This window comes from Kribbella sp. NPDC003505 (assembly GCF_040610875.1).
Classification (GTDB): Bacteria; Actinomycetota; Actinomycetes; order Propionibacteriales; family Kribbellaceae; genus Kribbella.
On the sequence record NZ_JBEXNA010000001.1, the window covers coordinates 532,584 to 559,267 of the forward strand.

General features: G+C 68.3%; 25 protein-coding genes. 8 read left to right on the forward strand and 17 right to left on the reverse strand.

Annotated features, from left to right (window positions below):
* Nucleotides 1-35: 35 nt before the first annotated feature.
* The 3 genes from ABZX12_RS02415 to ABZX12_RS02425 all read right to left on the reverse strand — a co-directional run bounded on the left by ABZX12_RS02415 (nucleotide 36) and on the right by ABZX12_RS02425 (nucleotide 5,105).
* Complete coding sequence (locus ABZX12_RS02415; protein ID WP_355689084.1) at nucleotides 36-2,525, reverse strand: ComEC/Rec2 family competence protein; 2,490 nt, start codon at nucleotides 2,523-2,525, stop codon at nucleotides 36-38.
* Nucleotides 2,512-3,228: a helix-hairpin-helix domain-containing protein gene (locus ABZX12_RS02420; protein ID WP_355689086.1), complete on the reverse strand. Its 717-nt coding sequence runs from the start codon at nucleotides 3,226-3,228 to the stop codon at nucleotides 2,512-2,514. The genes ABZX12_RS02415 and ABZX12_RS02420 overlap by 14 nt, the downstream gene beginning before the upstream one ends.
* A gap of 1,034 nt (nucleotides 3,229-4,262) precedes the next feature.
* Nucleotides 4,263-5,105, reverse strand: a complete 843-nt coding sequence (locus tag ABZX12_RS02425; RefSeq protein ID WP_355689087.1) for a DegV family protein — start codon at nucleotides 5,103-5,105, stop codon at nucleotides 4,263-4,265.
* Between the two features lie 53 nt (nucleotides 5,106-5,158).
* Here ABZX12_RS02425 and ABZX12_RS02430 point away from each other — a divergent pair, with 53 nt between their 5' ends.
* Nucleotides 5,159-5,671 carry a pyridoxamine 5'-phosphate oxidase family protein gene (locus ABZX12_RS02430; RefSeq protein ID WP_355689089.1) on the forward strand — a complete coding sequence of 171 codons (513 nt, stop codon included), beginning with the start codon at nucleotides 5,159-5,161 and terminating at the stop codon, nucleotides 5,669-5,671.
* Here the strand turns inward: ABZX12_RS02430 and ABZX12_RS02435 are convergent.
* Genes ABZX12_RS02435 through ABZX12_RS02450 form a run of 4 tightly spaced genes read right to left on the reverse strand, consistent with a single transcriptional unit; the run spans nucleotide 5,632 to nucleotide 8,148 of the window.
* Nucleotides 5,632-6,273 (reverse strand): hypothetical protein, encoded by a 642-nt coding sequence (locus ABZX12_RS02435; protein WP_355689091.1) that lies wholly within the window; start codon nucleotides 6,271-6,273, stop codon nucleotides 5,632-5,634. The two genes, ABZX12_RS02430 and ABZX12_RS02435, sit on opposite strands and share 40 nt — an antisense overlap.
* 5 nt (nucleotides 6,274-6,278) lie before the next feature.
* Nucleotides 6,279-6,740, reverse strand: coding sequence for a nuclear transport factor 2 family protein (locus ABZX12_RS02440; protein WP_355689093.1), 462 nt, complete (start codon nucleotides 6,738-6,740; stop codon nucleotides 6,279-6,281).
* The gene (locus tag ABZX12_RS02445; protein ID WP_355689094.1) at nucleotides 6,737-7,603 is read right to left on the reverse strand and encodes a pyridoxamine 5'-phosphate oxidase family protein; all 867 of its coding nucleotides are present in this window, start codon (nucleotides 7,601-7,603) and stop codon (nucleotides 6,737-6,739) included. The genes ABZX12_RS02440 and ABZX12_RS02445 overlap by 4 nt, the downstream gene beginning before the upstream one ends.
* Nucleotides 7,600-8,148 carry a carboxymuconolactone decarboxylase family protein gene (locus ABZX12_RS02450; protein WP_355689096.1) on the reverse strand — a complete coding sequence of 183 codons (549 nt, stop codon included), beginning with the start codon at nucleotides 8,146-8,148 and terminating at the stop codon, nucleotides 7,600-7,602. Before ABZX12_RS02450 ends, ABZX12_RS02445 begins: the two co-directional genes overlap by 4 nt.
* A 104-nt stretch (nucleotides 8,149-8,252) precedes the next feature.
* Between ABZX12_RS02450 and ABZX12_RS02455 the strand changes: the two genes are divergently transcribed.
* Nucleotides 8,253-8,837 carry an ABATE domain-containing protein gene (locus ABZX12_RS02455; RefSeq protein WP_355689097.1) on the forward strand — a complete coding sequence of 195 codons (585 nt, stop codon included), beginning with the start codon at nucleotides 8,253-8,255 and terminating at the stop codon, nucleotides 8,835-8,837.
* A 665-nt stretch (nucleotides 8,838-9,502) separates the two neighbouring features.
* Here the strand turns inward: ABZX12_RS02455 and ABZX12_RS02460 are convergent.
* From ABZX12_RS02460 to ABZX12_RS02500, 9 genes are all read right to left on the reverse strand, one after another.
* Nucleotides 9,503-12,091, reverse strand: a complete 2,589-nt coding sequence (locus ABZX12_RS02460; protein WP_355689099.1) for a helix-turn-helix domain-containing protein — start codon at nucleotides 12,089-12,091, stop codon at nucleotides 9,503-9,505.
* A gap of 162 nt (nucleotides 12,092-12,253) precedes the next feature.
* Nucleotides 12,254-12,448 carry a hypothetical protein gene (locus tag ABZX12_RS02465; RefSeq protein WP_355689101.1) on the reverse strand — a complete coding sequence of 65 codons (195 nt, stop codon included), beginning with the start codon at nucleotides 12,446-12,448 and terminating at the stop codon, nucleotides 12,254-12,256.
* 100 nt (nucleotides 12,449-12,548) lie between these two features.
* The gene (locus ABZX12_RS02470; RefSeq protein WP_355689103.1) at nucleotides 12,549-12,953 is read right to left on the reverse strand and encodes a YjbQ family protein; all 405 of its coding nucleotides are present in this window, start codon (nucleotides 12,951-12,953) and stop codon (nucleotides 12,549-12,551) included.
* Nucleotides 12,953-15,433, reverse strand: a complete 2,481-nt coding sequence (leuS, locus tag ABZX12_RS02475) for a leucine--tRNA ligase (protein WP_355689105.1) — start codon at nucleotides 15,431-15,433, stop codon at nucleotides 12,953-12,955. The genes ABZX12_RS02470 and leuS overlap by 1 nt, the downstream gene beginning before the upstream one ends.
* Nucleotides 15,434-15,638: 205 nt before the next feature.
* Nucleotides 15,639-16,499, reverse strand: a complete 861-nt coding sequence (locus ABZX12_RS02480; RefSeq protein WP_355689107.1) for a trypsin-like serine protease — start codon at nucleotides 16,497-16,499, stop codon at nucleotides 15,639-15,641.
* Between the two features lie 113 nt (nucleotides 16,500-16,612).
* Entirely contained in the window at nucleotides 16,613-17,515 is a 903-nt protein-coding gene (locus ABZX12_RS02485) for an AraC family transcriptional regulator (RefSeq protein WP_355689109.1), read from the reverse strand.
* The gene (locus tag ABZX12_RS02490) at nucleotides 17,512-18,279 is read right to left on the reverse strand and encodes a phytanoyl-CoA dioxygenase family protein (RefSeq protein WP_355689111.1); all 768 of its coding nucleotides are present in this window, start codon (nucleotides 18,277-18,279) and stop codon (nucleotides 17,512-17,514) included. The genes ABZX12_RS02485 and ABZX12_RS02490 overlap by 4 nt, the downstream gene beginning before the upstream one ends.
* A gap of 97 nt (nucleotides 18,280-18,376) precedes the next feature.
* Entirely contained in the window at nucleotides 18,377-18,622 is a 246-nt protein-coding gene (locus ABZX12_RS02495) for a hypothetical protein (RefSeq protein WP_355689113.1), read from the reverse strand.
* 13 nt (nucleotides 18,623-18,635) lie between these two features.
* Nucleotides 18,636-20,315, reverse strand: coding sequence for a sodium:solute symporter family protein (locus ABZX12_RS02500; protein ID WP_355689115.1), 1,680 nt, complete (start codon nucleotides 20,313-20,315; stop codon nucleotides 18,636-18,638).
* A gap of 159 nt (nucleotides 20,316-20,474) precedes the next feature.
* Here ABZX12_RS02500 and ABZX12_RS02505 point away from each other — a divergent pair, with 159 nt between their 5' ends.
* The 6 genes from ABZX12_RS02505 to ABZX12_RS02530 all read left to right on the forward strand — a co-directional run bounded on the left by ABZX12_RS02505 (nucleotide 20,475) and on the right by ABZX12_RS02530 (nucleotide 25,668).
* On the forward strand, nucleotides 20,475-20,960 hold the full coding sequence (locus tag ABZX12_RS02505) for a hypothetical protein (RefSeq protein WP_355689116.1): 486 nt from the start codon (nucleotides 20,475-20,477) through the stop codon (nucleotides 20,958-20,960).
* Nucleotides 20,957-22,069: a histidine kinase gene (locus ABZX12_RS02510; protein ID WP_355689117.1), complete on the forward strand. Its 1,113-nt coding sequence runs from the start codon at nucleotides 20,957-20,959 to the stop codon at nucleotides 22,067-22,069. The genes ABZX12_RS02505 and ABZX12_RS02510 overlap by 4 nt, the downstream gene beginning before the upstream one ends.
* Nucleotides 22,062-22,706, forward strand: coding sequence for a response regulator transcription factor (locus ABZX12_RS02515; protein WP_355689119.1), 645 nt, complete (start codon nucleotides 22,062-22,064; stop codon nucleotides 22,704-22,706). The genes ABZX12_RS02510 and ABZX12_RS02515 overlap by 8 nt, the downstream gene beginning before the upstream one ends.
* A 97-nt stretch (nucleotides 22,707-22,803) precedes the next feature.
* Nucleotides 22,804-23,964, forward strand: a complete 1,161-nt coding sequence (locus tag ABZX12_RS02520; protein WP_355689121.1) for a hypothetical protein — start codon at nucleotides 22,804-22,806, stop codon at nucleotides 23,962-23,964.
* Between the two features lie 13 nt (nucleotides 23,965-23,977).
* A complete protein-coding gene (locus tag ABZX12_RS02525; RefSeq protein WP_355689122.1) occupies nucleotides 23,978-24,835 on the forward strand; it encodes an acyl-ACP desaturase in 858 nt (285 codons plus the stop codon).
* On the forward strand, nucleotides 24,829-25,668 hold the full coding sequence (locus tag ABZX12_RS02530) for an alpha/beta hydrolase (protein ID WP_355689124.1): 840 nt from the start codon (nucleotides 24,829-24,831) through the stop codon (nucleotides 25,666-25,668). Before ABZX12_RS02525 ends, ABZX12_RS02530 begins: the two co-directional genes overlap by 7 nt.
* Here the strand turns inward: ABZX12_RS02530 and ABZX12_RS02535 are convergent.
* Nucleotides 25,657-26,652: an endonuclease/exonuclease/phosphatase family protein gene (locus ABZX12_RS02535; protein ID WP_355689126.1), complete on the reverse strand. Its 996-nt coding sequence runs from the start codon at nucleotides 26,650-26,652 to the stop codon at nucleotides 25,657-25,659. The two genes, ABZX12_RS02530 and ABZX12_RS02535, sit on opposite strands and share 12 nt — an antisense overlap.
* Nucleotides 26,653-26,684: the final 32 nt, after the last annotated feature.

The following is a 26,684-nucleotide window of genomic DNA, read 5'->3' on the forward strand; positions in this document are numbered from 1 at the left end:
GCCGCCCCACGCACACGTCCGTCCCCGGCTGTTCGTCACCTGGTGAGGCCGTCCTCCGGGGGTGGGCGGGTCGTCAGGGCCAAGTGGTTGTTGGTGTTGGTGACTGTGAGAGGACCGCTGAGGTTGGTGGTTGCTGTTTGGGTTGTGGTGTGGGACAGGAGATCCAGGGTTCTCGGGGCGGGGTGGCCGTAGTCGTTGTTGCGGCCGGCGGAGATGACGGCCAGGCGTGCGTTGGCGGCGGCTATGAAGTTGGGGTCTTGCTGGGCTGAGCCGTGGTGCGGGACCTTGAGGACATCTGCTTTCAGGTCGGCGCCGGTCGCCAGGACTGCGCGCTGCGACTCGGGCTCCAGGTCGCCGGTCAGGAGGATCCGGAGGCCGGCGACTTCGGCCATCATGGCGATGCTGGCGTTGTTCTCCGGCGATCCTTCGTCCGTGGGTGTCGCGGACGACGTACCGGGAGCGGGTAAGGACGGCACTCTCGCCGGCCAGAGCGTCGTCCAGCTCACCTGGCCCGCGACGCGTCGCTCGTGGAACGTGACCGTACGCACGGCGACGCCGTGCCGCGCGGCAAGGGTGATCACACGCTCGTACTCAGCCCGCGGCGAGAAGTACGGCGTCACCTCGATCTCGCCGACCTGCCGACCGCTGAGGACACCGGCCAAGCCGCCTACGTGGTCGGCGTGGAAGTGGCTCAGCACGACAACAGGGATGTGCTGGACGTTGAGGTCCTTCAGGCACCTGTCCATCGCCGCCGGGTCGGGGCCGGTGTCGACGACGACCGCCGTACGGTCGCCGGCTCGCAACACCAGGCCGTCGCCCTGTCCGACATCGCACACGACGAACAGCCAGTCGTCAGGCGGCCAGCCGAGGGATCCGGCGGGACGCAGTACGACGACTGCCAGCATCACCACCGTCAGGATCATCGCGATCGGGCGGGCGAGGATGCGGTGCAGGCCGAGGACGAGTGCGAGGCAGAGCATCGTCAGAACGGCGATGCCGACCACTGTCGCGGGCCAGGCGTTCGCGGCGCCTGGCAGGTCCGCGCCCTCGCGGGCGACGAGGATGATCCAGCGTGCCGGCCAGCCCGCGGCCCAGCCGACGACCTGTGCCAGCTCACTGCTCACCAAGGCGATGCCGGCCGTGACGAAGCCGAGGATCGTGGCCGGGCCTACCGTTGGCCCAGCCAACATATTGGCAGCGACTGCGACCAGGGACACCTCTCCCGACAGCCAGGCGACGATCGGCGTACAGGCGAGCTGCGCGGCCAGCGGGCAGGCGATTGCGTCGGCCAGCCAACCGGGTAGCCACTTCGACAGCGCATTCCGCCAGCCCGGTCCGAGCAGGATGATGCCTGCTGTCGCAAGCACCGACAGGGCGAACCCGGGCGAGCGCGCGAGTGAGGTGTCCAGGAGCAGGAGGGCGATCACTGCTCCGGACAGACTGCGGACGGCACGGCGTTGGCCCGGCCCGCCTGTCATCGCCGCCAACGCGATCAGGCCCATCGCGGCTGCGCGCAGCACGCTCGGCTGAGGTCTGGCGAGGACGACGAACACGACCACTGTCAGCAGGCCGACCACCGTGAGGCCGCGGGCGCGTACGCCGATCAGCCGGGCGACCGGGAGCACGAACGCGAGGAGGAGGGTCAGGTTCGTACCTGAAACTGCCGAGAGGTGGGTCAGGCCGGTGGTTCGGAAGTCGGCGTCCAGGTCGGCTGATACTCCGGAGACGTCTCCCATGACGAGCGCGGGCACGAGCCCTCGTACGTCCTCGGGCTCGTCCGCGACGGCGTCTCGCAGTCCGGCTCGGACACGCTCGGCCGCACGGAGCCACCACGGCGGGTCGTCCACGGTGCGCGGTGGTGAGCGGGTGGAGAGCATCGCTGCTACCTCGGCGCCTCCTTCGGTTGCCTCGAGTCTTCCGCTCGCGTCGATGTGCTGGCCGTACCTGACGTGTTGCCACGCAGCGGTACCCACGACGAGCACCGGCGTACGCACTCGCGTGGCGGCGGTGTGGCCTGCGCCGGCGCGGCTGCGGATCTCTTCGACGGTTGCTCTGACGATGACGTACGGCGGCCGTCTGCTGGTGGTGGATTGTCTGAGGGAGGGGTCGTCGGTGATCTTCAGTCGGACGGTGACGGTTGCGGAGTTGGCCGCGAGATCGCGTACTGGGCCTTCTTGGAGGGTTGCGGTGTGGAGGCTGGCGGCGATGCCTAACCCGCCGGCGACAGTCAACGTCCCGACGATCGTCCAGCCTGTTGCGCTGCGGGTTGCCCAGTCGAGGATCCTTCGAGGCGGTGCCGTGGCGACGCCGAGTGGTCGGCGGATCGGTAGGGCGAGCGTTGCGGCGGCGAGTAGTGCGAGTCCGGCGATGAGCCCGCCGGCGAGTGGCGGACGGCCGAGCAGGAGCGCAGCGGTCAGCCAGCCGACGGCGGCGGGGACGAGCAGGCGGGCATCCAGCCGCTCGGCCTCAGGGCCGTCCGCGGATGGCGGCTCGGGCGCGGTGTGGGTGGGGTCAGGTGCGGACATGGGGCTTCAGGGATTCGAACTTCTTGGGGCCTACGCCGGGGACCTCCTGGAGTTGGTCGATGGTGGTGAAAGGGCCGTTGTGGGTGCGGTAGTCGAGGATTCTTTGGGCCAGGACGGGGCCGACGCCGGGAAGGGCGTCGAGCTGGGCGAGGGTGGCGGTGTTGAGGTTTACGGGGGTATTGGGGGCTGTTGTCTGATTGGATGCGGTGCTTGACGGTGGCTCGTTGGTGGGTGCGGGTTGTCCGACGATGATCTGCTCGCCGTCCGTTACCTGACGGGCGAGGTTGAGGGAGGTCAGGTCTACGCCACGGAGGGGGCCGCCGGCGAGCGTCAGTACGTCGGCTACTCGGGAGCCGGGTGGGGCTTTGATGAGGCCCGGGCGGCGGACCTTCCCGGCGACGTGGACCACTACGGGCGATTGGGTGGCGCCTGGGGTTTGAGGGGTGGCTTGGGGTTCGGTTGCTTGAGGTTGGGTGGCGCCCGGTTGGGTTGGAGCGGGTTGCTGTCGGGTGGGGTTGGGTTGGGCGACGGGGCTGCCTGAGGCGGCGGTGGTTGGGCGGGTGTCGGGGATGGACTCGGGGCGGGCTCGGAGGAAGGTCCAGGCGAGCCAGGCCAGTCCGAGGACGAGCACGACGGCCAGGACCGCGACGTGGCGCGGGGCGAGGGTCCAGCGCGCGTCGCGCAGCCGGTCGAGACGCGGCACTTCGGGACGGGACTCGTCGGCACGCGAATCGTCCGCGCGAGAGTGGTTCGGTTGGTCGGGGGTCCATCCGCCTCGCACCTCGTCACGCTCCTCCGGATCGTTGGGGGGTGGGGTGTGAAGGTGCGCTCGCGGCTGGGGGTGGGCGGCTAAGCGGGCCAGAGCTCGGGATCGGGCGTCCGGGGTGGGAGGTGGGGTGCGGCGAAAGACCTTCACGCCTGGAGAAAGTACGAGTTCGGGGCCCTCGCGAACCGGCGATTTCCCTCCTGTGGAGAAGCCCCAACTCCCCTCCGCGGAGCTGTACGCCGATCCCCCGCGAACAGCGCTCGCCCGCCGGGTGCCGCGGCGTACGAGCGGGTTCGACGAAGCTGGCCAGCGCGACACCCAGGTCGGAATCAGTTGCGTCCTGCTCGGCTGCTCTGACACCCGCCGGGGACTGTGAACAAGCTATTGCCTGTTCAAAGTCCCCGGTGCATGTCTTCTCAAGGCCAGCCGCATCCAGCTCGCCATGTCGTGTCGGCGCGGCGTGGGCTGCGCAGCGTGGGCTGCGCGGCGTGGGCTGCGCGGCGTGAGTGGCGCGGCGTACGAGCCGGTTCTGCGGAGCTGGGCGGCGCGACATCCAGGTCGTCGGAATCGACTGCGTCCTGCTCGGCTGCTCTGACAACCGCCGGGGACTCTGAACAGGCAATAGCTTGTTCAAAGGCCCCGGTGCATGTCTTCTCAAGGCCCGCCGGATCCAGCTCGCCATGTCGTGTCGGCGCGGCGTGGGCTGCGCGGCGTGGGCTGCGCGGCGTGGGCTGCGCGGCGTGAGCGGCGCGGCGTGGGCTGCGCGGCGTGAGCGGCGCGGCGTACGAGCGGGTTCGCTGGAGCTCGGCGGCGCAACATCCAGGTCGTCGGAATCGACGGCGACCTGCTCCGCTGCTCCGACACTCGCCGGGGACTGTGAACAAGCTATTGCCTGTTCACAGTCCCCGGCGCATGTCTTCTCAAAGCCCGCAGGATCCGGCTCGCCGTGTCGCGTGGGGTTTGGGAGGGGGTTAGTGGGGGCTTACTACTACTGCGAGGAGGCCGGGGCCTACGTGGGCGCCTATGACGGCGCCTACTTCGCGGAGGACGATTTCGTCGGCTTGGGGAAGGCGGTTGGCGAGGTCGTCGGCCAGGGTCTGGGCCCTTTCCAGGTTCGCCAGATGGTGGACCGCCAACCGGACGGGCGTGTCGCCGGCGCGTTGGACGGCGATGTCGGCCAGGCGGGCGATGGCTCGGCTGGAGGTGCGGACTTTTTCGAGGGGAACGATGCGCCCGCCGCTGATGGTGAGCAGGGGTTTCACGGCCAGCGCGGTGCCGAGGAGGGCCTGGGCGGCGCCGATGCGGCCGCCGCGGCGGAGGTACTCGAGCGTGTCCACGTAGAAGTACGACGAGATGGTCTTCATCCGGGCGCGGGCGGCGGCTTCGACCGTGGCGGCGTCCTCGCCGGAGGCGGCTGCGGCGGCCGCGGCGAGGACCGGGAAGCCGAGACCCATGCCCAGGGAGCGGGAGTCGATGACGCGGACCGGGATCGGGGACTCCTTGGCACCGATCATCGCGGCCTCGAAGGTGCCGGACATGTCGCCGGAGAGGTGAATGGACACGACGGCCTCGGCGCCCTCGGCAGCGCAGGTCGCATACGTGTCGGTGAACGTCTGCGGCGCCGGGCGGCTCGTCGACACCGGCGTGAACGTCTTGAGCGCCTCAGCGACCGCGTCCGCCGAGGTCGCGCCGTCGTCGTACGAGGTCCCGCCGATCACGACCTGAAGCGGTACGACGGTCAGCGGGTGGCGGAGCAGCTCGTGCGTGGACAGACCGGCCGTGGAGTCGGTGACGACCTGCACGCGGGCTGCCATGCAGCGAGGTTACCGGACGGTTAATGTCGGAGAGCAGTGCCAGACTCGACAAGATGTTGGAGACAACGATCGAGATCGCCGAGCTGCAGACACTCCTCGACGCGTCGTACGAGCGTTCGACGAAACATCTGCAGAACATCATCACGGACCCCCGCCGGCTCGACGCCGGTGAACTGGCGCGGATTCTGACCGGCATGTGCACGCTCAACCTGGCCACCGTGACCGCGAAGGGTGAGCCCCGGATCAGTGCCGTCGACGGCCACTTCCTGCACACGCGCTGGGTCTTCACCACCTCCGGATCGGCGGCGAAGGCACGGCAGTTGAAGGCCCGTCCGGCGGCCAGCATCTCGTACGTCGACGGCGAGCGGATCGGCGTGTTCAGTCACGGGGACGTCGAATTCCTGACGCCCGAGCACCCGGAGTTCGCGGAGATCGAGGAGCACCTGACGAACCACTACGGCAGCTCCCCCTCGAGCTGGGGCGACGACATCGTCTACTGCCGTCTCCGACCCACCTGGATGGTCGGCTACGCCTTCGACAAGGCGGCAGTGCTGACGGACAAGTAGCTCCACAGGAGGGCGCTGGCGAAGGTCCGGTACGGCGCCCACCGGGCGCCTCGCTCCCGGACCTCGTCGACCCCCGGGACAGCATCGAGCCGGTAGGCGGCGGCAACGGCCTTGCGGATGCCGACGTCCCCCGCGGGGAGGATGTCGGCGCGCCGCAACTGATGGATGAGGAACATCTCGGCCGACCATTGCCCGACGCCTTTCACGGCGACAAGCGCTTCGACGGCCTCCTCGTCGGTGAGATGGTCCATGCGCTCGATGTCGAGACTGCCGCTCCGGACCCGCTCGGCAAGATCGGCCAGGTAGACGGCCTTGGCCCGTGAGGTTCCGAGCGCCTTCACCCGCTCAGGACCGAGCCCGGCCACCGACGAGGCGGTCGGCGTTCCGCCCAGGAGGTCGACCAGCCGGTCGTACAGGATGAACGCGACCTTCGTCGAGATCTGCTGGCCGAGGATGTGCAGGACCATGGCCGCGAAGTTGCTGCCGGTGGTGCGGCCGCCGTCGTGAAACGCGAACGGATCCGGTGTGCCGTACTGCGCGATCAGTTCCGCGAGCACCGGATCCGCCTGCGCGAGCGCGCCGTACGCCCGCTGGCTGTCCACGGCGCTCACCAGACCGGTAAGTCGCGACCGCGCTCGTCGGCCGGCCGAGGTCCGAAGATCCGGCGCTCGGAGGCGTCGATGCCGCGGTCGTTGATCGATGCCTCCCGCCGGCTCATGAGGCCGTTGTCCGCGAACTCCCACAGCTCGTTGCCGTAGCTACGCCACCACTGCCCCTCCGCGTCGTGCCACTCGTACTGGAACCGCACCGCCATCCGGTTCTCGCGGAATCCCCACAGACCCTTACGGAGAGCGTAGTCCTGCTCGCGTTCCCACTTGCCGGTGAGGAACTCGACGATCGCGGGGCGCCCGACGAGGTGTACGTCGCGATTGCGCCACACCGAATCCGGTGTGTACGCGAGCGCGACCTTCTCGGGATCGCGGGTGTTCCAGGCGTCCTCCGCGGCCTGCACCTTCTGGAGCGCGGTGTCCAGATCGAACGGGGGAAACGGTGGTCGGCTTTCGGTCATCGGTAGGACCTTTCACGTTGTGCGCCCAGCAGGTGGCCCGCCACGAGGCGCTCGAGGCTGAATCGGATGCTGCGGTCGGAGTCGTCGCCCCATTCGATGTTCGCAGTGCCGGACAGCTGGAGCGTCCGGCCGGTCGTGAACTCGAAGAAGAGCAGCGCGGTTTCGGGGTTCACCTCGATGTTGCCGAGGCTGTTGAAGAGGTTGTTGCCCTGGTAGTCCGGCCACCACACGCCCTGTCCGTCGATGCGGACGAAGCCCGCCGGGCCCCCGCGATGCGATGCGTCCGCGCCCCGGCCGGGGCGCACGGTCCCGAGGAAGAAGCTGTCCGCGGACTCGATCAGCTTGACGTCCTGCTCTTCCAGGGCGCTCCCGCGCCGAACGTCGCCGCCCGGCTCCGACCGCTGCGGCGAAAGCAGCCGTTGCGGGATGTACTGCGGGCAGTTGCCGAAGGCCTGCTCCACGTCGACGACGAGCAAGCCGTCCGTGGCCTCGACCAGGGTCCCGTTGAGACGCACTCGCCGCCGGGTGGCGAACTCGACACTGGTCATGCCGATTTGCTGACCTGCGGCGATCCCGTGCAGCGGGTCGCCGGCCGGCGGCGCGGCGTGAACCGCCAGCCGAGTGGTGGATTCGGCATCCAGGAAACCCCGCGGACCGACCAGCGGTGACGTCCACAGCCGGCCCGTCTCGTCGCGACCTGTGATGACCAGGAAGGTCCGCTCCGCGAGAAACTTGACGATGCCGCCGGACAAGTCCACCGATTCGAGCATCCGGGAGAGTCGGGCCGCATCGCGCTGTACGCCGGCTTTGCGCTGCACTGCCAGCTCGCCGGCATGGAAGCCGGTGTCCGCGAAGGTCTTCACAGCTCGACGACCGGCCAGTCGTTCTCGACGGCTGCCAGCACGTTGAAGTAGTTGGTCAGGATGTTCAGCGCGAGGTTCGCCACCAGTTCGCCGATCTCCTCGTCGGTGACACCGGCAGCGCGCGCCTCGTCGACAGCTTCGGCATCGACGTCACCCGCGTTCGCGGCGATCGTGTTGGACAGCTTCAACAGCGCCTCGACGTGCGGGTCGCCGGACTCTCCGCTCCGGGCGGCGTCGAGCTCGGCGGCGTCGACCTTGGCCAGGTTGCCGCCGATGTAGGTGTGCGCCGACAGGCAGTACTCGCAGCCGTTGAGTTGCGCCGTGGCGATCGCCAGGCGTTCCCGCACCGCCGCCGGGAGGCTGCCGGAGCCCACCGCGCCGGCCAGGGCCAGATAGCCCCGCAGCAGAGCTGGGCTGTTGGCCATCACCTTGGTCATGTTCGGAACCAGACCGAGGCTCTTCTGCACCTGGTCGAGCAATTCCTTGGCAGCTCCGGTGGCCGTCTCCGGCTGGATCGGGGCGAGGGCCACCGTGGTCTCGGTCATCTCACAGTCTCCTTCTAACGGGTGATCAATGATTCATACGTTAGAAGTTGTAGCAGGATCTTCTAACGGGTTCAAGCCAAATCACCCGTGATAAACTCGGCCGCATGACCTGGCTGCTACCCGACGAGCCGGTCCCGGTCCGCCTGATGGCCACGATCTGGGCCGACACCGCCGGCCTGCACGACGACCTCGCCGCACCGAGCGACGTGGACGCGTGGCTGGACGCTGTCGGCGTCGACCGGCAGGGCGTTGCGGCGACACCCGCCGAGCACGACAGCGCCCGCCAACTGCGGGACTCCGTCCGCAGGCTCGCGGCCCTCGTGACCGCCGACGAACGGCCGCGCGCGACAGCGCAGTCAGCCGCGACGCCCGGCCAGGCGATCGCTGTGGTGAACGACGCGGCGAGCAAGCTCCCGCGGGAACGGTTGCGGCTGAGCGAAACAGGCCTGACTCTCGCCGCGGACGTCGCCGGGTCCCCGGTCACCACCGGCTTGGCGCAGGTCGCGGCCGAGGCCCAGCAGTTGCTCGGCGAGAACCCGTCACTCCTGCGGGCCTGCTACGCCCCGGGCTGCGTCCTGTACTTCACGAAGACCCACCAGCGACGCGAGTGGTGCTCGGTGGCCTGCGGAAATCGCGCCCGTGCGGCACGCCACTACCAAGGTGTCCGATCGGCAAAGGCCAAGCAGTAAACCAGCCAGTGAACCAGGCAGTGAACACCAGCGAGGTGAAGGCCACCCCTCCCGGGCCTTCACCTCGCTCTTGGTTGTGCCGGACTACTGACGTCCCCTGTGCGTCAACAGCCCGGCCCGCTGACTCCCCCTGGCTGTCAGCTGAAGTTGGCGGAGCCTCGGCGAGCTACTCCCCGTGTCCGGCTCGCTCAGAACCGGCTTGACCGCGAGCTCGCCGAGGTCCCGGGAGGCCCCAGCGGCCGGCCGGCCGGCGGGTGACCAAACCCGCCGGTTGCTCCGCACCAGCCGGGCCGCGACACTCGTCCCCTGTGTCGTGTGCCTGACCCTGAGCTGGGACCCCGCCCCGGAAGCAGTGCCCTGACGGTGCACCGCGCCCGGTACAGGCAGAACAGATCCGCAGTCCGCAGCACTCCGGAGCTCTCGGTCGCCGGTCGGCGCCCCCACCAACCAGCCGCCGGAGGCCCTCCGCGTCGCCTTCGCCGGGTGCCGGAGGCCGGTGGTTCGCCATGGCCTCTTCATGGGTTCACCACCTCTTTCGCTGCCGGTCGCCGGTGTCGGTCTCTGCTTCGTGGAACCTGCCCTACGGCTGTAATTCTTTGTCGGGCGGCCATGTCAGGACGAGGCAGAACAACCGGCAGTTACCCGGCAGCTTCGGCGGATCCGCGTCAGGAAAGCGCGGCGAGGACGTCGTTCGCCAGCCGCTGTACGGCGGCCGCCGGGTCCGGCTCGGGCCACCCCTCCGCGACCGACGCGCTCGCGCAGGACTCCTGCAGCACGGCCCACGCGGTGGGCAGCATCGGCGGGTCCATGGTCTGCTGCCAGGCCAGCAGCTGACCGCACACCGCGTCCCCGGCCTCGGAGCGACCGAGCGCGTGCAGAACCGCCACAGCCTCGGGAAGCACCTCGAGCAGGTAGACGACCCGCCCTTCGAGCAGCAGCCGGTTCAGCGCGTCGAGGACGGCAACCCGCGCCTGCTCGACCTCACCGGCGTCACGCGCGAGCCGGGACCGGTAGAGCATCACCAGGTAGTCGAAGTACCCACGGTGCCCGCGGATGTCCGCATCGGCCTGGTCGAGCAGCGTCCGCGCCTCGTCGTACCGGCCCTCGTGGTACTCGACCATCGCCAGGCATCCGGCGACCTTGGTGCGCTCAGGATCGTCCGACGCCTGGCTGTCGCGGGCGAGCTCGGCCCAGTGCCGTGCGCCGGACAGGTTCCCCAGCTCCAGGTCGACGCGGCTGAGCGCCATGTACGCGATCTCGTCCGGGTAGACACCCGGATTGACCAGCGCGGCCTCCCACGCGAGCAGCAACTCCTTGGCCTCGACCAGACGGCCCCACCGGAGCAGCGCCAGCCCACAGATCGCCTGCACCGTGGCTGAACGCTGTACGTCGCCATGCTTCCGGGCGTCGGCCACCAGCGCCGGTATCTCGGCCAGACTCTGTGTGTCGAGCAGATGCGAGCCGGACGACACCCAGCCGCCCCGTGCGACGAGGCCCATCTCGGTCTCACCAGGGATCCGCGTGCGCGCCTCCCCGTAGTGCCGGCGCGCGCCACGGATATCGCCGGTCAGGCTGGACAGCCGGCCCGCGATGGCGAGCAGCCTGCCGCTCGTCTCCTTGTCGGAAACGTTCTCGGCGCACAGCGTCGCCCACCGGATCCCGCTCTCGGCCACACTTGCCTGGTACTGCCACGCGATCCGGAACCCGAGCACGATCCGCGCCGCGGTGTCCCACTCCCCCAGCTCGCCCGCCCGCGCCAGCGCCACCTCGAACAGCGCCGAGTTCGCATGCGCCGCCCGGTACCGCCGGTCGCGGTCCGGCGACGACCACGCGCCTTCCAGCCCCGACACGTACGTCGCGCACCACTCGACGGCACGGTCACGGAACTCGGTGAGATCGTCCTGCGACGACAGCCCGGCGTACGCGTGCTCCCGGATCGTCTCCAGCAGCTTGTACCGCGCGCCGTACAGCTGCTCGAACTCGTGCACCGGCTGCAGCAGCGACTTCTCCACCAGCTCGGCCAGCAGCATCGGTACGTCGAGCTCGTCGATCGGTTCTCCCGTACACACGCCCGCCACGGCCTCGAGCGTGAACGGCGAGCCGAGCACCGAGGCCCGGTAGAGCAGCTGCCGCGCCGGGTCCGACAGTGCGTCGACGCTCCACGCGATCGTGTCCGCCAGCGTCCGCTGATGCGGCGCACCGAACCGGCGCGGCCCGGACAGCAACCGGAAGCGGTCGTCCAGCGCGGCAAGGATCGTATCCACCGACAGCGATCCGGCCCGCGCGGCGGCAAGCTCCAGCGCGAGCGGCAATCCGTCCAGCCGTCGGCACAGCCGCGCCACGGTCGGAGCGTTCGCAGGCGTCAGCTTGAAGTCCGGGCGCACGCGGGCCACACGACGGCAGAACATCTCGACAGCCGGCGACGCCGAGACCTCCTCGAAGCTTTCGTCGTTCGCCGGTACGCCGAGCACCTGCACGCGGCGTACCACCTCGTCCGGCAGGCCGAGCGGGATCCGGGACGTGACCAGCACACCGATACCCGGGAAGCTGCGGACCATCCGGTTGGCGACCGTGGCGACACCGTCGAGGACGTGCTCGGCGTTGTCCTCGACGATGACCAGGTCACCGGGCCGGCGGCCGGACAGGACGTCGTCGAGGTCGGAAGTACCGGGCGCTGTGCCGAAGGCGTCCAGGATCGCAGACGGTACGGCGGCGTCGCGCTGGACGGTGGTGAGGTCGACGACCACGACGGTCGTGTCGGCGCCCGAGAACCGGTCCGCGGCGGCGAGCGCCAGCTCGGTCTTGCCGACCCCGCCGGGGCCGACGAGGGTGACGAGCCGGTTCTGCCGCAGCAGCTCCTCGAGCTCGAACAGCTCCTGCTCCCGGCCGACGAGTCCGTCCGGGATCGGCCGGGTGCCACGCCAGCGCAGACCGGTCGGCGCGGCGTCCGCGACCGAGACGACGTGGGCTGCGGCGACGTTCGGCCGTACGACGGGGCGCGCCGAGCCGTGGCCCGCGGCGGCCAGGAAGTGCTCGCTGTCGTCGGGCTGCAGGCCGAGCGCGGAGGCGAGCAGCCGGACGGAGTCCTTGCGCGGCCGCGCGACGCGGCCGGCCTCCATCTCACGGATCGACCGGACGCTCAGCCCGGCCCGATCGGCCAGCTCCTCCTGGGAAAGACCGGCCTGGACCCTCAAGTCGAGCAACAGATCGGCGAAACCCCGCCGCCCGTCCGCCCGGCTTTCCGTGTCCGACACAGCCCGTCACCCCTCTGGAGGCCTCACACACCCTCCGCACAACATAGCGTGACGGGCGGGCCTCTGCGGGTCCTGACCGGCGTGCGGGATGCGGCCTGGGTCACACAATTCGTTGACCGGAGCAACGGACGGGAAACACCTGTGGACTCAGAAATGCACGCTTCAAGCAGTTGCGCGAACCGCTGGGGATTCACTGTCGGCGGCGTACAGAGAAAGCACGTCGGACCAGTCGTCGAGGCGGGCGCGGGTATCGGCGCGACCGGAGTCCGCATTCAGCAGGCTGCCGTCGGAAATGCCGCGGGTGGCGCGAACCAGGAGGTCGACGGTGACGTCGCGCAGCGTGTCAAGGGCAGCCATGCGGTAATTCAAGCGGAGTCGTGTTTCGCAAACGTAACGCGATCGGCAACATCACGATAAGTCACGAAAATCCCGGAATTACTTGTTACCGGGTAGTCCGCTAACCGGCCAGGAACGACAACCTGACCTGCCGGTCGGGATTGTCGCGATTGGTGTCGACCAGACAGATCGACTGCCAGGTGCCGAGGGTCAGCCGCCCGGCCAGGACCGGCACGGTCGCGGAGGGCGGGATCAGCGCGGGCAGCACGTGGTCGCGGCCGTGGCCGGGCGAACCGTGCCGGTGCCGCCAGCCGAAGTCCCGCGGCAGGAGATCCTCGAGCACCGCGAGCAGGTCGTCGTCGCTGCCCGCCCCGGTCTCCAGGATCGCCACGCCGGCCGTCGCGTGCGGCACGAACACGTGCAGCAGGCCGTCTCCCCGGCCGTCGACGAACTGCGCACACCGGCTCGTGAGGTCGAGGACGACCTCACGAGCACCGGTGTGCACCTCGAGGACTACCGAGTCCATCAGGCGGGGACGATGTTGACCAGCTTGGGCGCCCGCACGATCACCTTGCGGGTGCCGCGGCCGTCCAGCGCCTTCTGGATCGCCTCGGACGCCAGCGCCAGCTGCTCCAGGTCGGCGTCGGAGATGTCCGGCGCGACCTCCAGCCGGTCCTTCACCTTGCCGGCGATCTGGACGACGCAGGTGACCGACTCCTGGACCAGCAGCGCCGGGTCGACCTTCGGCCAGCCGGCCTTGGCGACCGTGGGCTCGTGGCCCAGCTCTTCCCACATTTCCTCGGCCGTGTACGGCGCGACCAGGCTCAGCAGCACCGCCACCGTCTCGACCGCCTCACGCACGGCCGGGTCGGCCGCACCGGGGCCGGAGTCGATCGCCTTCCGGGTCGCGTTCACCAGCTCCATGATCCGGGCGACCATGACGTTGAAGCGGTGCGAGTCGATCAGCTCGGCCGCGTCCGCGACCGTCCGGTGGGTCAGTTTGCGCAGCTCCACGTCACCGGTCGACGGGTCCGCGCCGACCGGCGACTCGACCGCTCCGGCCAGCCGCCACGCCCGCTGCAGGAACTTCAGCGAGCCGCCCGGCGACATGTCGGCCCAGTCGATGTCGTCCGACGGCGGACCGGCGAAGACCATGGTCAGCCGGACCGCGTCGACGCCGTACTCGTCGATCATGTCGCCCAGGTTCACGCCGTTGCCCAGGGACTTGCTCATCGCCTTGCCCTGGTTGATGACCTGGCCCTGGTTCAGCAGCCGGGTGAACGGCTCGGTGACCCGCAGCAGGCCCATGTCGTGCAGCGCCTTGACGAAGAAGCGCGCGTACAGGAGATGCAGTACGGCGTGCTCCTTGCCGCCGACGTACTGGTACACCGACATCCACCGATCCGCGGTCGCCTGGTCGAACGGGCCGTCGGTGTACTCCGGCGACAGGTAGCGCAGGAAGTACCAGGACGAGTCGACGAACGTGTCCATCGTGTCGGTGTCGCGCTCGGCCTTGCCGCCGCACTTCGGGCAGTCGACCTCGACCCACTCGCGGGCGGCCGCCAGCGGCGAGACCCCCTTCGGCTGCAGGTCGGCGCCGCGCAGGTCCGGCAGCTCCATCGGCAGCTGGTCGTCCGGGACCGGGACCTCGCCGCAGGACGGGCAGTGGATGATCGGGATCGGGCAGCCCCAGTACCGCTGGCGGCTCAGCAGCCAGTCGCGCAGGCGGTAGTTGATCGTCCGCTCGCCCAGGCCCTTGGTCTCCAGCCAGTCGATGATCCGCGACTTGGCCTCGGCGACCTCCAGCCCGTCCAGGCTGATCTCGTCGTTCGCGCTGTTGATCGCCGGGCCGTCACCGGTGTAGGCCTTGCCGTCGAAGTCGGCCGGAGGTTGCACCGTCCGCACGATCGGCAGCTCGAACTTCTCGGCGAACTCGTAGTCCCGGGTGTCCTGCGCCGGGACCGCCATGATCGCGCCGGTGCCGTAGTCGGCCAGCACGTAGTCGGCGGCCCAGATCGGGATCCGCTGCCCGGTCACCGGGTTGATCGCGTACGACCCCAGGAAGACACCGGTCTTCTCCCGCTCGGTGCTCAGCCGCTCGATCTCGGTCTCGCCCTTGACCTTCGCCAGGTAGGTGTCGAACGCCTCCTGCTGCTCCGGCGTGACCAGCTCGGCGGCCAGCTTCGCGTCCGGCGCGACCACCATGAAGGTGGCGCCGAACAGCGTGTCCGGCCGGGTGGTGAAGACCTTGATCGGTTCGTCGCGGCCCTCGACCTCGAAGTTCGCGAACGCGCCCTCGGAGCGGCCGATCCAGTTGCGCTGCATCAGCAGGATCTCTTCCGGCCACTGCAGCAGCTCCATGTCGTCCAGCAGCCGCTGGGCGTACTCCGTGGTCTTGAAGTACCACTGGGTCAGCTCGCGCTTGGTGACCTCCCAGCCGCAGCGCTCACAGCGGCCCTGGACGACCTGCTCGTTGGCCAGCACGGTCTGGTCGTTGGGGCACCAGTTGACGAACGACGCCTTGCGGTAGGCCAGACCACGCTCGTACAGCCGCAGGAACAGCCACTGCGTCCAGCGGTAGTACTCCGGGTCGGACGTGTGCAGCCGGCGGGACCAGTCGAAGCTCAGCGCGTAGCGCCGGATCGACTCCGCCTGGGTCTCGATGTTGGCGTACGTGTACGTCGCCGGGTGCTCGTTGCGCTTGATCGCCGCGTTCTCGGCGGGCAGGCCGAACGAGTCCCAGCCGATCGGGTTCAGGACGTCGTACCCCTGCTGGAACCAGTAGCGCGCCAGCACGTCGTGCAGCGCGAACACCTCGGCGTGGCCCATGTGCAGGTCGCCGGAGGGGTAGGAGAACATCGTGAGCGCGTAGCGGCGCTCCGCCGAGCCGTCGTCCTTCGCCCTGAACGGGTCCAGCTTCTCCCACACCGGACGCCACTTGGCCTGCATGGCGTTGAAGTCGTAGCCACCCCGGTCGATAGGGGCGTCCTCCACCTGCTCCGTCACGGTCCTACTCCTGCTTCTTGGTCTTGTTGAGCCTAAATCTGCCAGAAATGAAAAATCCCCTCACACAGGAGGGGGTGCCGCACTGACCGGCGCTCAGATTGCGCCTGGATGCCAGTACGGCTAACTAAGGAGCAGGCTCACTCGCATAGCAGCAGGATAGCACCGGTGCCGCGACCGTCCGGGACGGTCGCGGCACACAGGGCTGTCAGCCGATCGGGACGCCGAACGTCTTCAGCCAGTCCTGGACGACCTTGATGTCGATCCGCTGCAGGCCGTCGAGGTAACGGCAGTTGCTCGTGTAGCCGTAGCTGGTCACGGTCACTTGGTAGTTGTTGAGGAACGTCGGGCCGCCGGAGTCACCGAAGCAGGTGCCGCCGGTGCCGCGGTTGTCGTTCTCGTTGCCGTTGACCTGCAGGATCTGCGGCGTGAGCTTCTGCCCGGGCTCCTCGGCCCAGCGGCGCAGCAGCGGGTACGACATCGGGGTCGGCTTCTGCGGGCCGGAGTCGGCCTTGCGGACCTCGGTGCCGTAGCCGACCGACGTGAAGATCGTGCTGTTCAGCTTGGGCTGCTGGTACGCGTTCAGGTAGTTGGCGGGCGCGATCTTCGCCGGGGCGATGTTGGTGACCGGCCGGTCGAGCACGATGACGCCGACGTCGTTCCAGTTGGCCAGGTCGGTGAAGTCGGAGTACTGCGGGTGTGCGTACGCCGTACCGGACTTGTAGCCGGCTGCTTCGAGCTCCGCCTGCGTGTAGCCCTTCGACGGGTCGGCGGCGACCGGGAACGGCGACGGCGGCTGCTCGGCGATCACCGAGTCGAACGTCACCAGGGTCTTGCCGAGGGTGCCGAGGGTGCAGTGCGCCGCGGTCACCACGACGGTCGGCGAGACGAGCGTCGCCGTGCACCGGAACCGCCCGTCCGGTTGGTAGAACAGGATCAGCCCGACGTTGGGGTGCGCGTTGCCGTCCGGTTCACCGCCGGTGATCGCGCTGGCGGACAGCGCCGGGGTGACGGCCAGTCCGAGAGCGAGTGCGCACAGACCGATGATTCGGCCGAGTCGTGTCCTCATATGTTCCCCTCCTGGGGTATGCGGGATACCTGAGGGCATTGGAGCAATCACGCCTCGCGCTGTCCAGACTTCGTTTGACTACCCTGTGTGACAGTTCGTTCAGACACGTCGTTTCAGATGAACTCCGTGCCGCCGGCCCGGCGGTGGTCGCCCGGCGTACGGCCGTACTTGCGTTTGAACGCAGTGGAGAACGGCCGTACGTCGGAGTAGCCGCAGGCGCGTGCTACCTCCGTGATGGACAGGGTGTGGTCCAGCAGCAGCTGTGCGGACAGCTCGAGCCGGAGCCGGCGGAGCGTCGACATGATCGAGGCGCCTGTCTGCTGCGTGAACAGTCGCTCGGCGTGCCGCTCCGACAGGTGTACGACGGCCGCCACGTCCCGGACGGTGATCGGACGGGACAGGTTGTCGCGGAGGTGCCGCTGCATCGCCTCGACCACCAGCGGCCCACGGTCGCGCCTGACGGGCTCCACTGCCAGGTCCTCGTCCAACGCGAACGCACGGGCCGTTTCCAGCACGAGGGTGGCACCAAGAGCAGCCAGCACAGTGCTGTAGCCCGAGACCGGCGCAGCCGCCTCCGCAGCCAGGCCTGTGATCAGTGCCGGCAGCGAACCGCTTCTCGCGGACATGACCGGGCCGTCAGCACGGGTCAGCCCGGACCACCACCCTCGCTCGTCGGACCCCGGACGAAAGGTGAAGCCCCAGAAGGCGATGCCGAGCGGCGACGTGCGTGAGGACTCGATCTCGTGGACGTCGCCGGGCCGCGCGAGGAACACCGAGCCGGGCGTCACGTCGTACCGCACGGTGCCGTTGTTGAAGCGGCCCTCGCCGGAGTACGCCAGGCACACCTCGTGGAACGAGTGCGTGTGCCAGTAGTTGCGCCAGTACTCGGGCCGGTAGTGCCCCCAGCTCAAGAAGTCCGCACGGAAGCCGTCGACCTCGCAGGACTCGAGCAGTCCCGCGAGGTCGACGAACCGGTCCGCCGCAGCGACGCCGGAGAGCATCGGAGGGAGGGTCAAACAGCGCTCCTGCCGGTCGGGTCGACTCCTCGCAGCATCATGCCCTGGCCGAGCGACCAGTCGTGGGTCTTCACCGTCGGCGGGTCCGCCGGGTCGCGGTACTGGATCAGCCATGTGGTGCGCGCCTCGTCGCTGGTGTTCACGCCGGACCCGTGCACGGTCAGGTACGTGAAGAACAGAACGTCGCCCGCCTCGGCCGGCTGCGGCGTCGCCGCGTCGAAACCGGGCTCCAGCAGGTGGTACGACCCCTCCGGGCTGTGCTCCCGCGGCCCGTCCTTGTGGCTGCCCGGGATGACCCGCACGCAGCCCTTGTCCTCCGGCGCGTCGTCGAAGTGGAAGATCGCCGCCCCGACCCGGTGGTAGGTGTGCGGAAAGAACGGGTGGTCCTGGTGCAGCGGGAACGGCGAACCGTTCTCCGGCGGCTTCACGAACAGCTTGGTGTGGTGCAACTGGACGTTGTCCACACCCATCACCGCGGCGGCCACGTCGGTGAACCGCGGGTCCACCATCAGCTTCGAGAACTCGGCGTCGTAGAACTGCGCGTCGTGCAGGTGCTGCAGCTTCGTCGGCGCCTCGGTCATGCCCCGGGCGGCGCCCCAGGTCGGGTCGTCGGACCGGTTCAGCTGCGCCAGCAGGTCGTGGCTGCGCTGCCGGTAGTGGGCCGCTTCTTCCTTGCTGAGCAGGCCTTTCACCAGGACGAAGCCGTTCTCGGCGTACTGCTGCGCGAGCGTCGAGAGTTCGGGACGCCCGTCTGTGATCGTCATCTCGGAGTACTTCCTGATCGGGTACTTCGAGCCTACGAACGGCGGCGTCCGGACGGGAGGACCCGACCGGACGCCGATGTTCGCCGAACGGACATGACTACTTGCCGGCCGACGTGTCCTCGACCGGTACGACGATCGGCCGCAGCCGGGCCCAGAGCACGAACAGGGCGGTGAACAGCAGCATCCCGATGCCGCCCCAGAGGTTGATGTTGATTCCGGCCGCCTTGTCGATCTCGGCCTGCTTCTCGACCAGGCCGAGGATCGTCAGCACCACGCCGTAGATCCCGACCAGGGCGGCGATCACGATCCGGATGTCGAACGCTCCGGTCTTCTTCTGTGCCATCACTTGCTCCCAATCAGCCGAAGACGATGTTCAGGACGACGGTCATCGCCAGCGAGATCCCGGCCAGCAGGACCGGCCTGCGGTACCAGCCGTGGTCACCGCGCAGCGTCACCTCGGTGCGCTGCTCCTTCGGCGTCAGCGAGTACACCAGGCCGACCAGTTCGGAGTCCTCCTTCGGCCGGGTCATGGTGCTGACCAGGACGCTGATCAGGATGTCGACCACGAAGGCCGCACCGGCGCCGACGAAGCTGGCGCCCTGACCGGGCAGGTTGATCACGCCGTTCTCGGACAGCACGAACACCAGGATCGCGGTCGCCGTACCGCTGACCAGGCCGATCCAGCCGGCCGCCGCGGTCATCCGCTTCCAGAACATACCGAGGATGAAGGTGGCGAACAGCGGTGCGTTGAAGAACGAGAACAGCTGCTGCAGGTAGTCCATCAGGTTGCTGTAGCCGGACGCGATCGCGGCCGTGCCGATCGCGATCACCGTGCCCGCGACCGTCACCCAGCGGCCGGTCCGCAGGTAGAAGTCGTCCGGCCGGTCCTTGATCACGTAGCGCTCGATGATGTCGTACGACATGACGGTGTTGAACGAGCTCAGGTTCGCCGCCATACCGGCCATGAACGAGGCCAGCAGGCCGGTGATCGCCAGGCCGAGCATGCCGTTCGGCAGCAGGTCGCGCATCAGCAGCAGGAGCGCGTCGTTGTAGTCGACCTCGCCGCTGCCGGTTGCCTTGAACTGGGCCAGTTCCGGCACGATCACCGCGGCGATGATGCCGGGGATGATCACGATGAACGGCACGAACATCTTCGGGAACGAGCCGATGATCGGGGTCCGCCGGGCCGCCGACATGTTCTTCGACGCCATCGCCCGCTGGACCTCGACGAAGTTCGTCGTCCAGTAGCCGAACGAGAGCACGAAGCCGAGGCCGAACACGATGCCGATCACCGACAGGAAGTCGTTGCTGAAGCCGCTCAGGGCGTTGCCGGGCCACGCACTCATCTGCTCGCCGCCGCCCGGCGACGCGGTCACCTTGTCGACCAGGCCCTCCCAGCCGCCGACCTTGTGCAGGCCGATCAGGGTCAGCGGGAGCAGCGCGGCGACGATCACGAAGAACTGGAGCACCTCGTTGTAGATCGCGGCGGACAGCCCGCCGAGCGTGATGTAGCTGAGCACGATCAGGGCGGCGACGATCACCGACACCCAGATCGGCCAGCCGAGCAGCACGTTCACGATGGTGGCCAGCAGGAACAGGTTCACGCCCGCGATCAGCACCTGCGCCAGGGCGAAGCTGATCGCGTTCACCAGGTGCGCGGGCTTCCCGAACCGGCGGAGCATGAACTCCGGCACGCTGCGGACCTTGGAGCCGTAGTAGAACGGCATCATCACGACGCCGAGGAACAGCATCGCCGGGATCGCGCCGATCCAGAAGTAGTGCACGGTCGGCATGCCGTACTGCGCGCCGTTCGCCGACATGCCCATGATCTCGATGGCGCCCAGGTTGGCCGAGATGAACGCCAGGCCGGTCACCCAGGCGGGCAGCGAGCGTCCGGACAGGAAAAAGTCCAGGCTGCTGGACACCGCCCGTCTGGCCAGGTAGCCGATGCCGAGCACGAAGACGAAGTACAGGGCGATGATGATGTAGTCGATCGCCGTCGCGTCCAGTCTGAGGATGGATTGTTGGGCAAGCATCGGGCCTCCGGATCACCGCTGTGACTGATCGTGTTGTTACCGCTGAGGAACGTTACTCCTACTTTCAACCAAACCGTCGGTGACCCGGCCGGTTCTCCACCCGGATCTCCACCCCTGGTCGGTACCCAGCGATGACCGGACCGGCCTACCGTCCGTGACATGAGCCTCGGAACCTTGCCCAACGCACTAGTCGTGGTCGCCGTCGTGGTCGTCGTCCTCGCCCGGCGGCTGTCCTGGTCCGAGCTGGAGAACTCCGACACCGACGTCTGGCGCGGCCCGCTCGTGCTGATCGGGGTCGGCGTCTACCAGCTGTACGACCGGCACACCGGACTCGGCGCCCTCGACATCGTCCTGCTGGTCGCCGGCGCCGTGCTGGCCCTCGTGGCCGGCGTCGGCTCCGGACGGGTCGCCCAGGTCGAGCGGCGCGCCGGGAAGGTGTTCTTCCGGCTCGGCCTGCCCGGACTCGGCATCATGGTGGCCTACCTGGTCGTCCGGCTCGGGCTCGCGGGTCTCGGCCACCTGCTCGGCGCCTCGGTCGCCGGCGGCGGTGCGCTGATGGTCTCGATGGGTGCGAACCTGTTGACCCAGTCGCTGATCATCCAGAGCAAGGCGAGCCAGATGGCCGAGGAGTACACCAACCAGTGAAGCTGAAGGCGCTGCTGCCGCCCCGTCCGCACGGAGAGAGCGGCTGGGTCGGCCGGGTTCTCGCCAGCGGCGTCGCAGTCGCGGTGCTCTCCACGGCCCGCCCTGCGGACAGCTGGGTCTGGGTCGTGCTCGGAGTGAGCTTCGCCCTGTTCCTGGCTGGTTCAGTCCTGATGACAGCCAGGCCGTACGTCTCCTTCGCACTGCTGTCCGTCGTGACCGTCGCCAGTGCTCTGATCGCCGGCTACCCGCAGTCGAACGCGCTGGTCCTGGTGCTGGTCGCGATCACCGACATTGCAGTGCTCGACTTCCAACGGCACGGCAATCGCCCGATCATTGCTGCCGGCATCGGCGTAGCAGCCGCCTACGCCGGGTCGGCCTGGCTGTTCGACCAGTCCGACAGCTGGTACTTCACCCAGCTGCTGTGGACGGCCGTACTGGTCGCCTTCGGGTTGAACCGGCGTCAGTACGAGGTGCAGGCGCGACAGACCGAGCAGCTGCTCGCGCAGACCCGGCTGGCGCAGAGCGAGCACGCCCGCGCCGCCACGCTGGAGGAGCGCGGGCGGATCGCGCGGGACCTGCACGACGTACTGGCGCACTCGCTCGGCGCGCTGAGCGTCCAACTCGAGGTGGCCGAGGCGTTGCTGGAGGAGCGTGGCGACACGGCCGGTGCGCTCGAGCGGGTACGTCGTTCGCGCCGGCTCGCCGTCCAGGGGCTGACCGAGGCGCGGAACGCCGTGGCTGCCCTGCGGGCCGATGCTGTGCCGGAGCTTCCCGCAGCGCTCGCCGGACTGGCGGAGCAGCACGAGAAGGACCACGGGACTGCTGTACAGCTCGCTGTCACGGGCCACCCGCGGAAGCTGGACTCCGCCGTCACTGTGGCGCTGCTCGGCGCCGCTCGTGAGGCGCTGACCAACGCCGCCAAGCACGCACCCGGCCAGACGGTCGAGATGCGGCTCGACGGCGTACGGTTGTCGGTTCGGAACAAGGGCGTGACGAGCGGCGAGGGGTTCGGCTTGACCGGGATGCGGGAGCGGCTGGCACTGGTCGGCGGGACGTTGACAGCGGGTCCGGACGGCGACGACTGGTTGGTGGTGGCAGAGGTTGAGTGACGCAATCAAGGTCGTCGTGGCGGACGACCAGCAGGTCGTGCGGGAGGGACTGGTCGCACTGCTCGGGCTGATCGACGGCGTCGAGGTGACCGGCGCGGCCGCGAACGGCGTCGAGGCCGTCGACCTGGTTGCCGGGGGCAACGTCGACGTGGTGCTGATGGACCTGCGGATGCCGGTCCTGGACGGCACGCAGGCGACCGCGCGGATCACCGCCGACTTCCCGCACGTCGCCGTCCTCGTGCTGACCACGTACGCCGACGACGCGTCGATCGCGAACGCGCTCCGCGCCGGGGCCCGCGGCTACCTCACCAAGGACGCCGGCCGGGCCGAGATCGGCGCCGCACTGCGCTCCACCGCGGCCGGTCAGTCGACGTTCGACCCGGAGGTGACCAAACGGCTCGTGGCAGGCCTGGCGCCGGCGGCCGATCCCGGCGGCGACGGGCTGACCGCGCGCGAGACCGAGGTCCTGCGGCTGATCGCGCGGGGACTGAGCAACCCCGAGATCGCCGGGCGGCTGTTCATCAGCGAGGCGACCGTCAAGACGCACATCAACAACACGTTCGCCAAGATCGGCGCCCGGCACCGCGCCGAGGCGGTGCGGTACGCCTACCGGAAAGGGATCGCGTCAGATTCGTGACGGTCGTGCGGGCGACACGCTCAGCTGGGTTGACCGTCTCCTCGATGTCCGATAATCAGAACGTCGAGGGCCGCGAAGCGCTGGGGGAAACACCTGGATGGCACAAGATCTGAGACTTTGGATATTCCAAGGAGCGCCACTACTTCAGCACTTGCGACGACGGAACTCAAGCGGCAACTTCCTGTTCTGTTTGCCGCTCGTCGCACTCGGATCGTTCGCTGTGCTTGCGGCGGCTGGCGAAGATCTCGGTCAGGCTCATCTCGCAGGGCTGCTCTGCCACGACGTTAAGGCGTACATCTACGCAAATGACAAGCTCTGCGACTCGGCGCCTCCTTCGGAGCGGATGAGTTTCCTCAGAGACCTACCATTGCTCATCACAATAACTCTGCTGTCCTTGACGCCAGGCCTCATGTATCGCCAATGGTTGGGCATCGAGTCGTTCCTCGACTCGATGGAGCGGCGGAACATCCTCACGTGGCCGAAGGGACGAGCCGCGGTCCTTCAAGAGGTGCGGTCCTGCAACACGTACTTTCGCCGGGCGTCACGAACGAGCCTCGCGATCCTTGCATTCTCGTTCCTCTCGGTCAGCGTCGTGTGCAAGGCGCTGGCGGTCGGCAGTGATTACCCGGTTCTGGACCCCGCCGGGCACGGCGGCGCCGTCAAGTACTCCTTGTGGTGGGCAGCTATCTCTTCAGAGGGCTGGGCGTGGCTCGGCTACGTCGGCTGGGGAACCCTCTTCGTGTACTCAGTCGCTCTGCAAAATGTCTATGGCGGTCGCGCCGTCGTACTCCTCTGGCGCACCAGGAAATCGATCGGCTACACCGCCGACGTCGACAACCTGGACGGCCACTTCGGCTGGTCTGACGTCCGGAGAATCCTGCTCTGCACCTGGACAGCGATCATCATTCACGGCATCGCGATGGCAATGGTCGCGATCTCGTTGCCGAATCATCCTGCAATCGTGCTCTCGCCACTACTCATTCAATGGCTGGCGACAACGCCATTTTATGTCGGCATTCCGATCTATCTGATCAGGAAGAACATCGCGAACTGGAAGAGCGCCGAACTGACCAAACTCATGCTGGTCCAGGGTCCTGCGGCAAGCGCGCAGCAGGTCACCGCCGCAGGGGCGATGGCGGATCGAATCAGAAAGGTTCGTGTGAATCCGTACGCAGGCATGACGGCACGCATCGTCTACCTTCTTGGCTTCGTGTCCTCACTGACGGTCGTCATTCAGATTCTGCGCATCATCTACTGATGGGGGTGGCGAGGTGCCTGAACAACCTATTGGCCGAGAAAGCGACCTGCAGGAGTTGCTCGACTGGTACCTGAGTTCGTGGGGCCCGGTCGACTGGACGGCGGCTCGTGAGGTTTCCGGCCTCGGCGTCGATCCCGAACTGGGCAGGATGCTGCTGGCATTGTCGATGATCGAGGCGGACTCTCAGGTCATGCGGCGCAAACTGGCCGCATCCGGAGCGGATCGGTCGCCTGAGTTGCTCGAGTTCATCGCCGTCTGGCTCGCGGAAGAGGGCGAGCACAGCCGCGCTTTGAAGCACCTGGCTCGCAACTACGGGACGACCGACCTGGCGATCGACGAGCGTCGCTGGTCACGCGACGTTCGAGCATTCATCACCTGGCCGAGTCTGTACCTGGGCCGGAGAATCCCCGGATTGAAGGCCGCTTACTGTACGTTGGGCGCCATGCAGGAACTGGTGGCGCTGACCACCTACAACCACCTCGCGCAGCGCTGCGACACGCCGCCGGTCTCGTTGGTGCTGAGGGCAATCGCAAAACAGGAATCTCGCCACATGCGTTTCTATCGCACCGCAGCCGACATCTTTCTCGGCGCCTCACCGGCCGCCCAGCGGACGACTCGCGTCCTGATCAGTAAGCTCTGGCGACCGCCCGGCATGGACCTCATCGGCAAGGGTTGGTACGAAGAGATCTTCGGTCCGATTCTGCGCGATCCTCAGTACACGTCCGCGCTGCTGCGGGTCGATCGAATCGTCTCGGCACTCCCCGGAATCGGCTCGATAGGCGTTATGCGGGAGTATCTCGGCACGCACGGATTTCCAGTACCGCTGGCGGCGGTCGCCCAGCGGGAGGTCCAAGGAGCGTCAGAGTGGTAGGCGCTGCAGACATTTTGGACCGGGGCAGCGGTCCCACCTTTGTTTGCCTGCACGGCTTCCCCCAGAACATGTCCGCATGGGATCACGTCGCCGATCAGCTCGCCGCGGCTGGCTTCCGAGTCATCGCTCCGAACATGCGCGGCTACCGGACGGGGTCCGAGTTGTGCCCGCGACCGAACTACACCTCGACGAAGCTGGCCGAGGATGTTCTGGCGCTCATGTCGGAACTCGAGATCCCAGAGGCCGCGGTCGTCGGGCACGATCTCGGAGCGTCGGTTGCCTGGGAGGTCGCGCGGATCGCGCCCGACCGAGTGAGCAGGATCTTTTCACTCGCTGCTCCGCATCCTGCGGCTTTCGTGCAGGCCTGTGTCTCCAGTGCTCAACTGCTGCGGGCATGGTATGTCCTTGGCGCACAATCCAGCACACTGGCCCTGAAGTTGTTCTCCCCGAGGGATGCGGGCTCCGCGCGACGGCTCGTCACCTTTCTGTCCGAGCGAGGTTTGGTCTCGCCGGAAGTCGACCGTTACATCGACTATCTCCGCAGCGATCGTCGGTTCGAATCTGCGCTGCGCTGGTACCAGGCGATGCCGCTCAACGATCCCCGCAGCGTCTGGACGAAAGCGGAGGTGCCGGCGACCGTGATCTGGGGGAAGCTTGATCCCTTCACCAACGCGCGATCCGTCGACCTCACCTGCCAATGGACGAACTCCAGCTGTTCTGTTCACCGTCTTCCGGATGCGGGCCACTGGCTGCTGGACTACAACGCCAAGGCTGTAGCCGAGATCCTGATCGAGGAAATGATGCACAGAGCGGGAGCCACGTCAGATTCGTAGCTCGGCGACCACCGGGCGATGGTCGCTGCCGGTCGGGCTCATCACCCAGGCCTTCGTCGGGGTGACGCCGCGCACCAGGATGTGGTCGATCCGCGCCATCGGGAACGCCGACGGCCAGGTGAACCCGAAGCCGGTGCCGGCCGCCCCCTGCGCCGAGCGGAGGCCGGTCGTCAGCGGCGCGAGACTCCGGTCGTTCGCCGTACCGTTGAAGTCGCCCATCACGATCACGCCCGCGAGCCGCTCGTCGGCGATCTGCCGGCCGAGCGCCTTGATCGTGTTGTTGCGCTGGTCGGACGTGAACCCGCTGGTGCCGACCCGGACCGAGGCGAGGTGCGCGACGTACACCGCGACCTTGCCCTCCGGCGTGCTGACCTCGGCACGCAGAGCGCGCGTCCAGCTGAAGCCGACGTCGACGGACTTCGTCTCGACCACCGGGTACTTCGACCACAGGGCGACCGTGTCCCGGGACACCTGGTACGGGTACAGCTCGGCGAACGCGGACTTGTAGATCTTCAGGTCCCCCGCGGTGAGCTCCTCCAGCGCCATCACGTCGGCGTCGGCGGCGATCAGGTCCCGCGCGGTCCGCTCCGGATCCGGGTTCGCGGCGTCGACGTTGTGGGTCAGCACGCGCAGGTCGTACGCTCCCCCGCCGCCCTTGCCCGGGATCAGCAGGTCGCCGAACATCAGCGCCCAGATCACCGCCGGGACGAGCAGCGCGACACCGGCCGTCGCGGACCGCCGGACCAGCGCCGCAACGGCGAGGACCGGGATCGCGACACCGACCCACGGCAGGAACGTGTCGAGCAGGCTGCCGAGGTTGCCGATCGAGTTCGGCACGTAGCGGTGGAACAGCAGCGGCAGCGCCGACAGGATCGCCAGCACCGCGATCACCCAGCCGCGCCGCCACATGCCGCCCTTGCGGCGGCGCGCGTTCCTGGGCGACGACGGCTGGCGGGTGGCGACAGCGGTTTGGCGGTCCGGCATGCAGCGATTGTGGCGGACGGCCGGGCCGGACC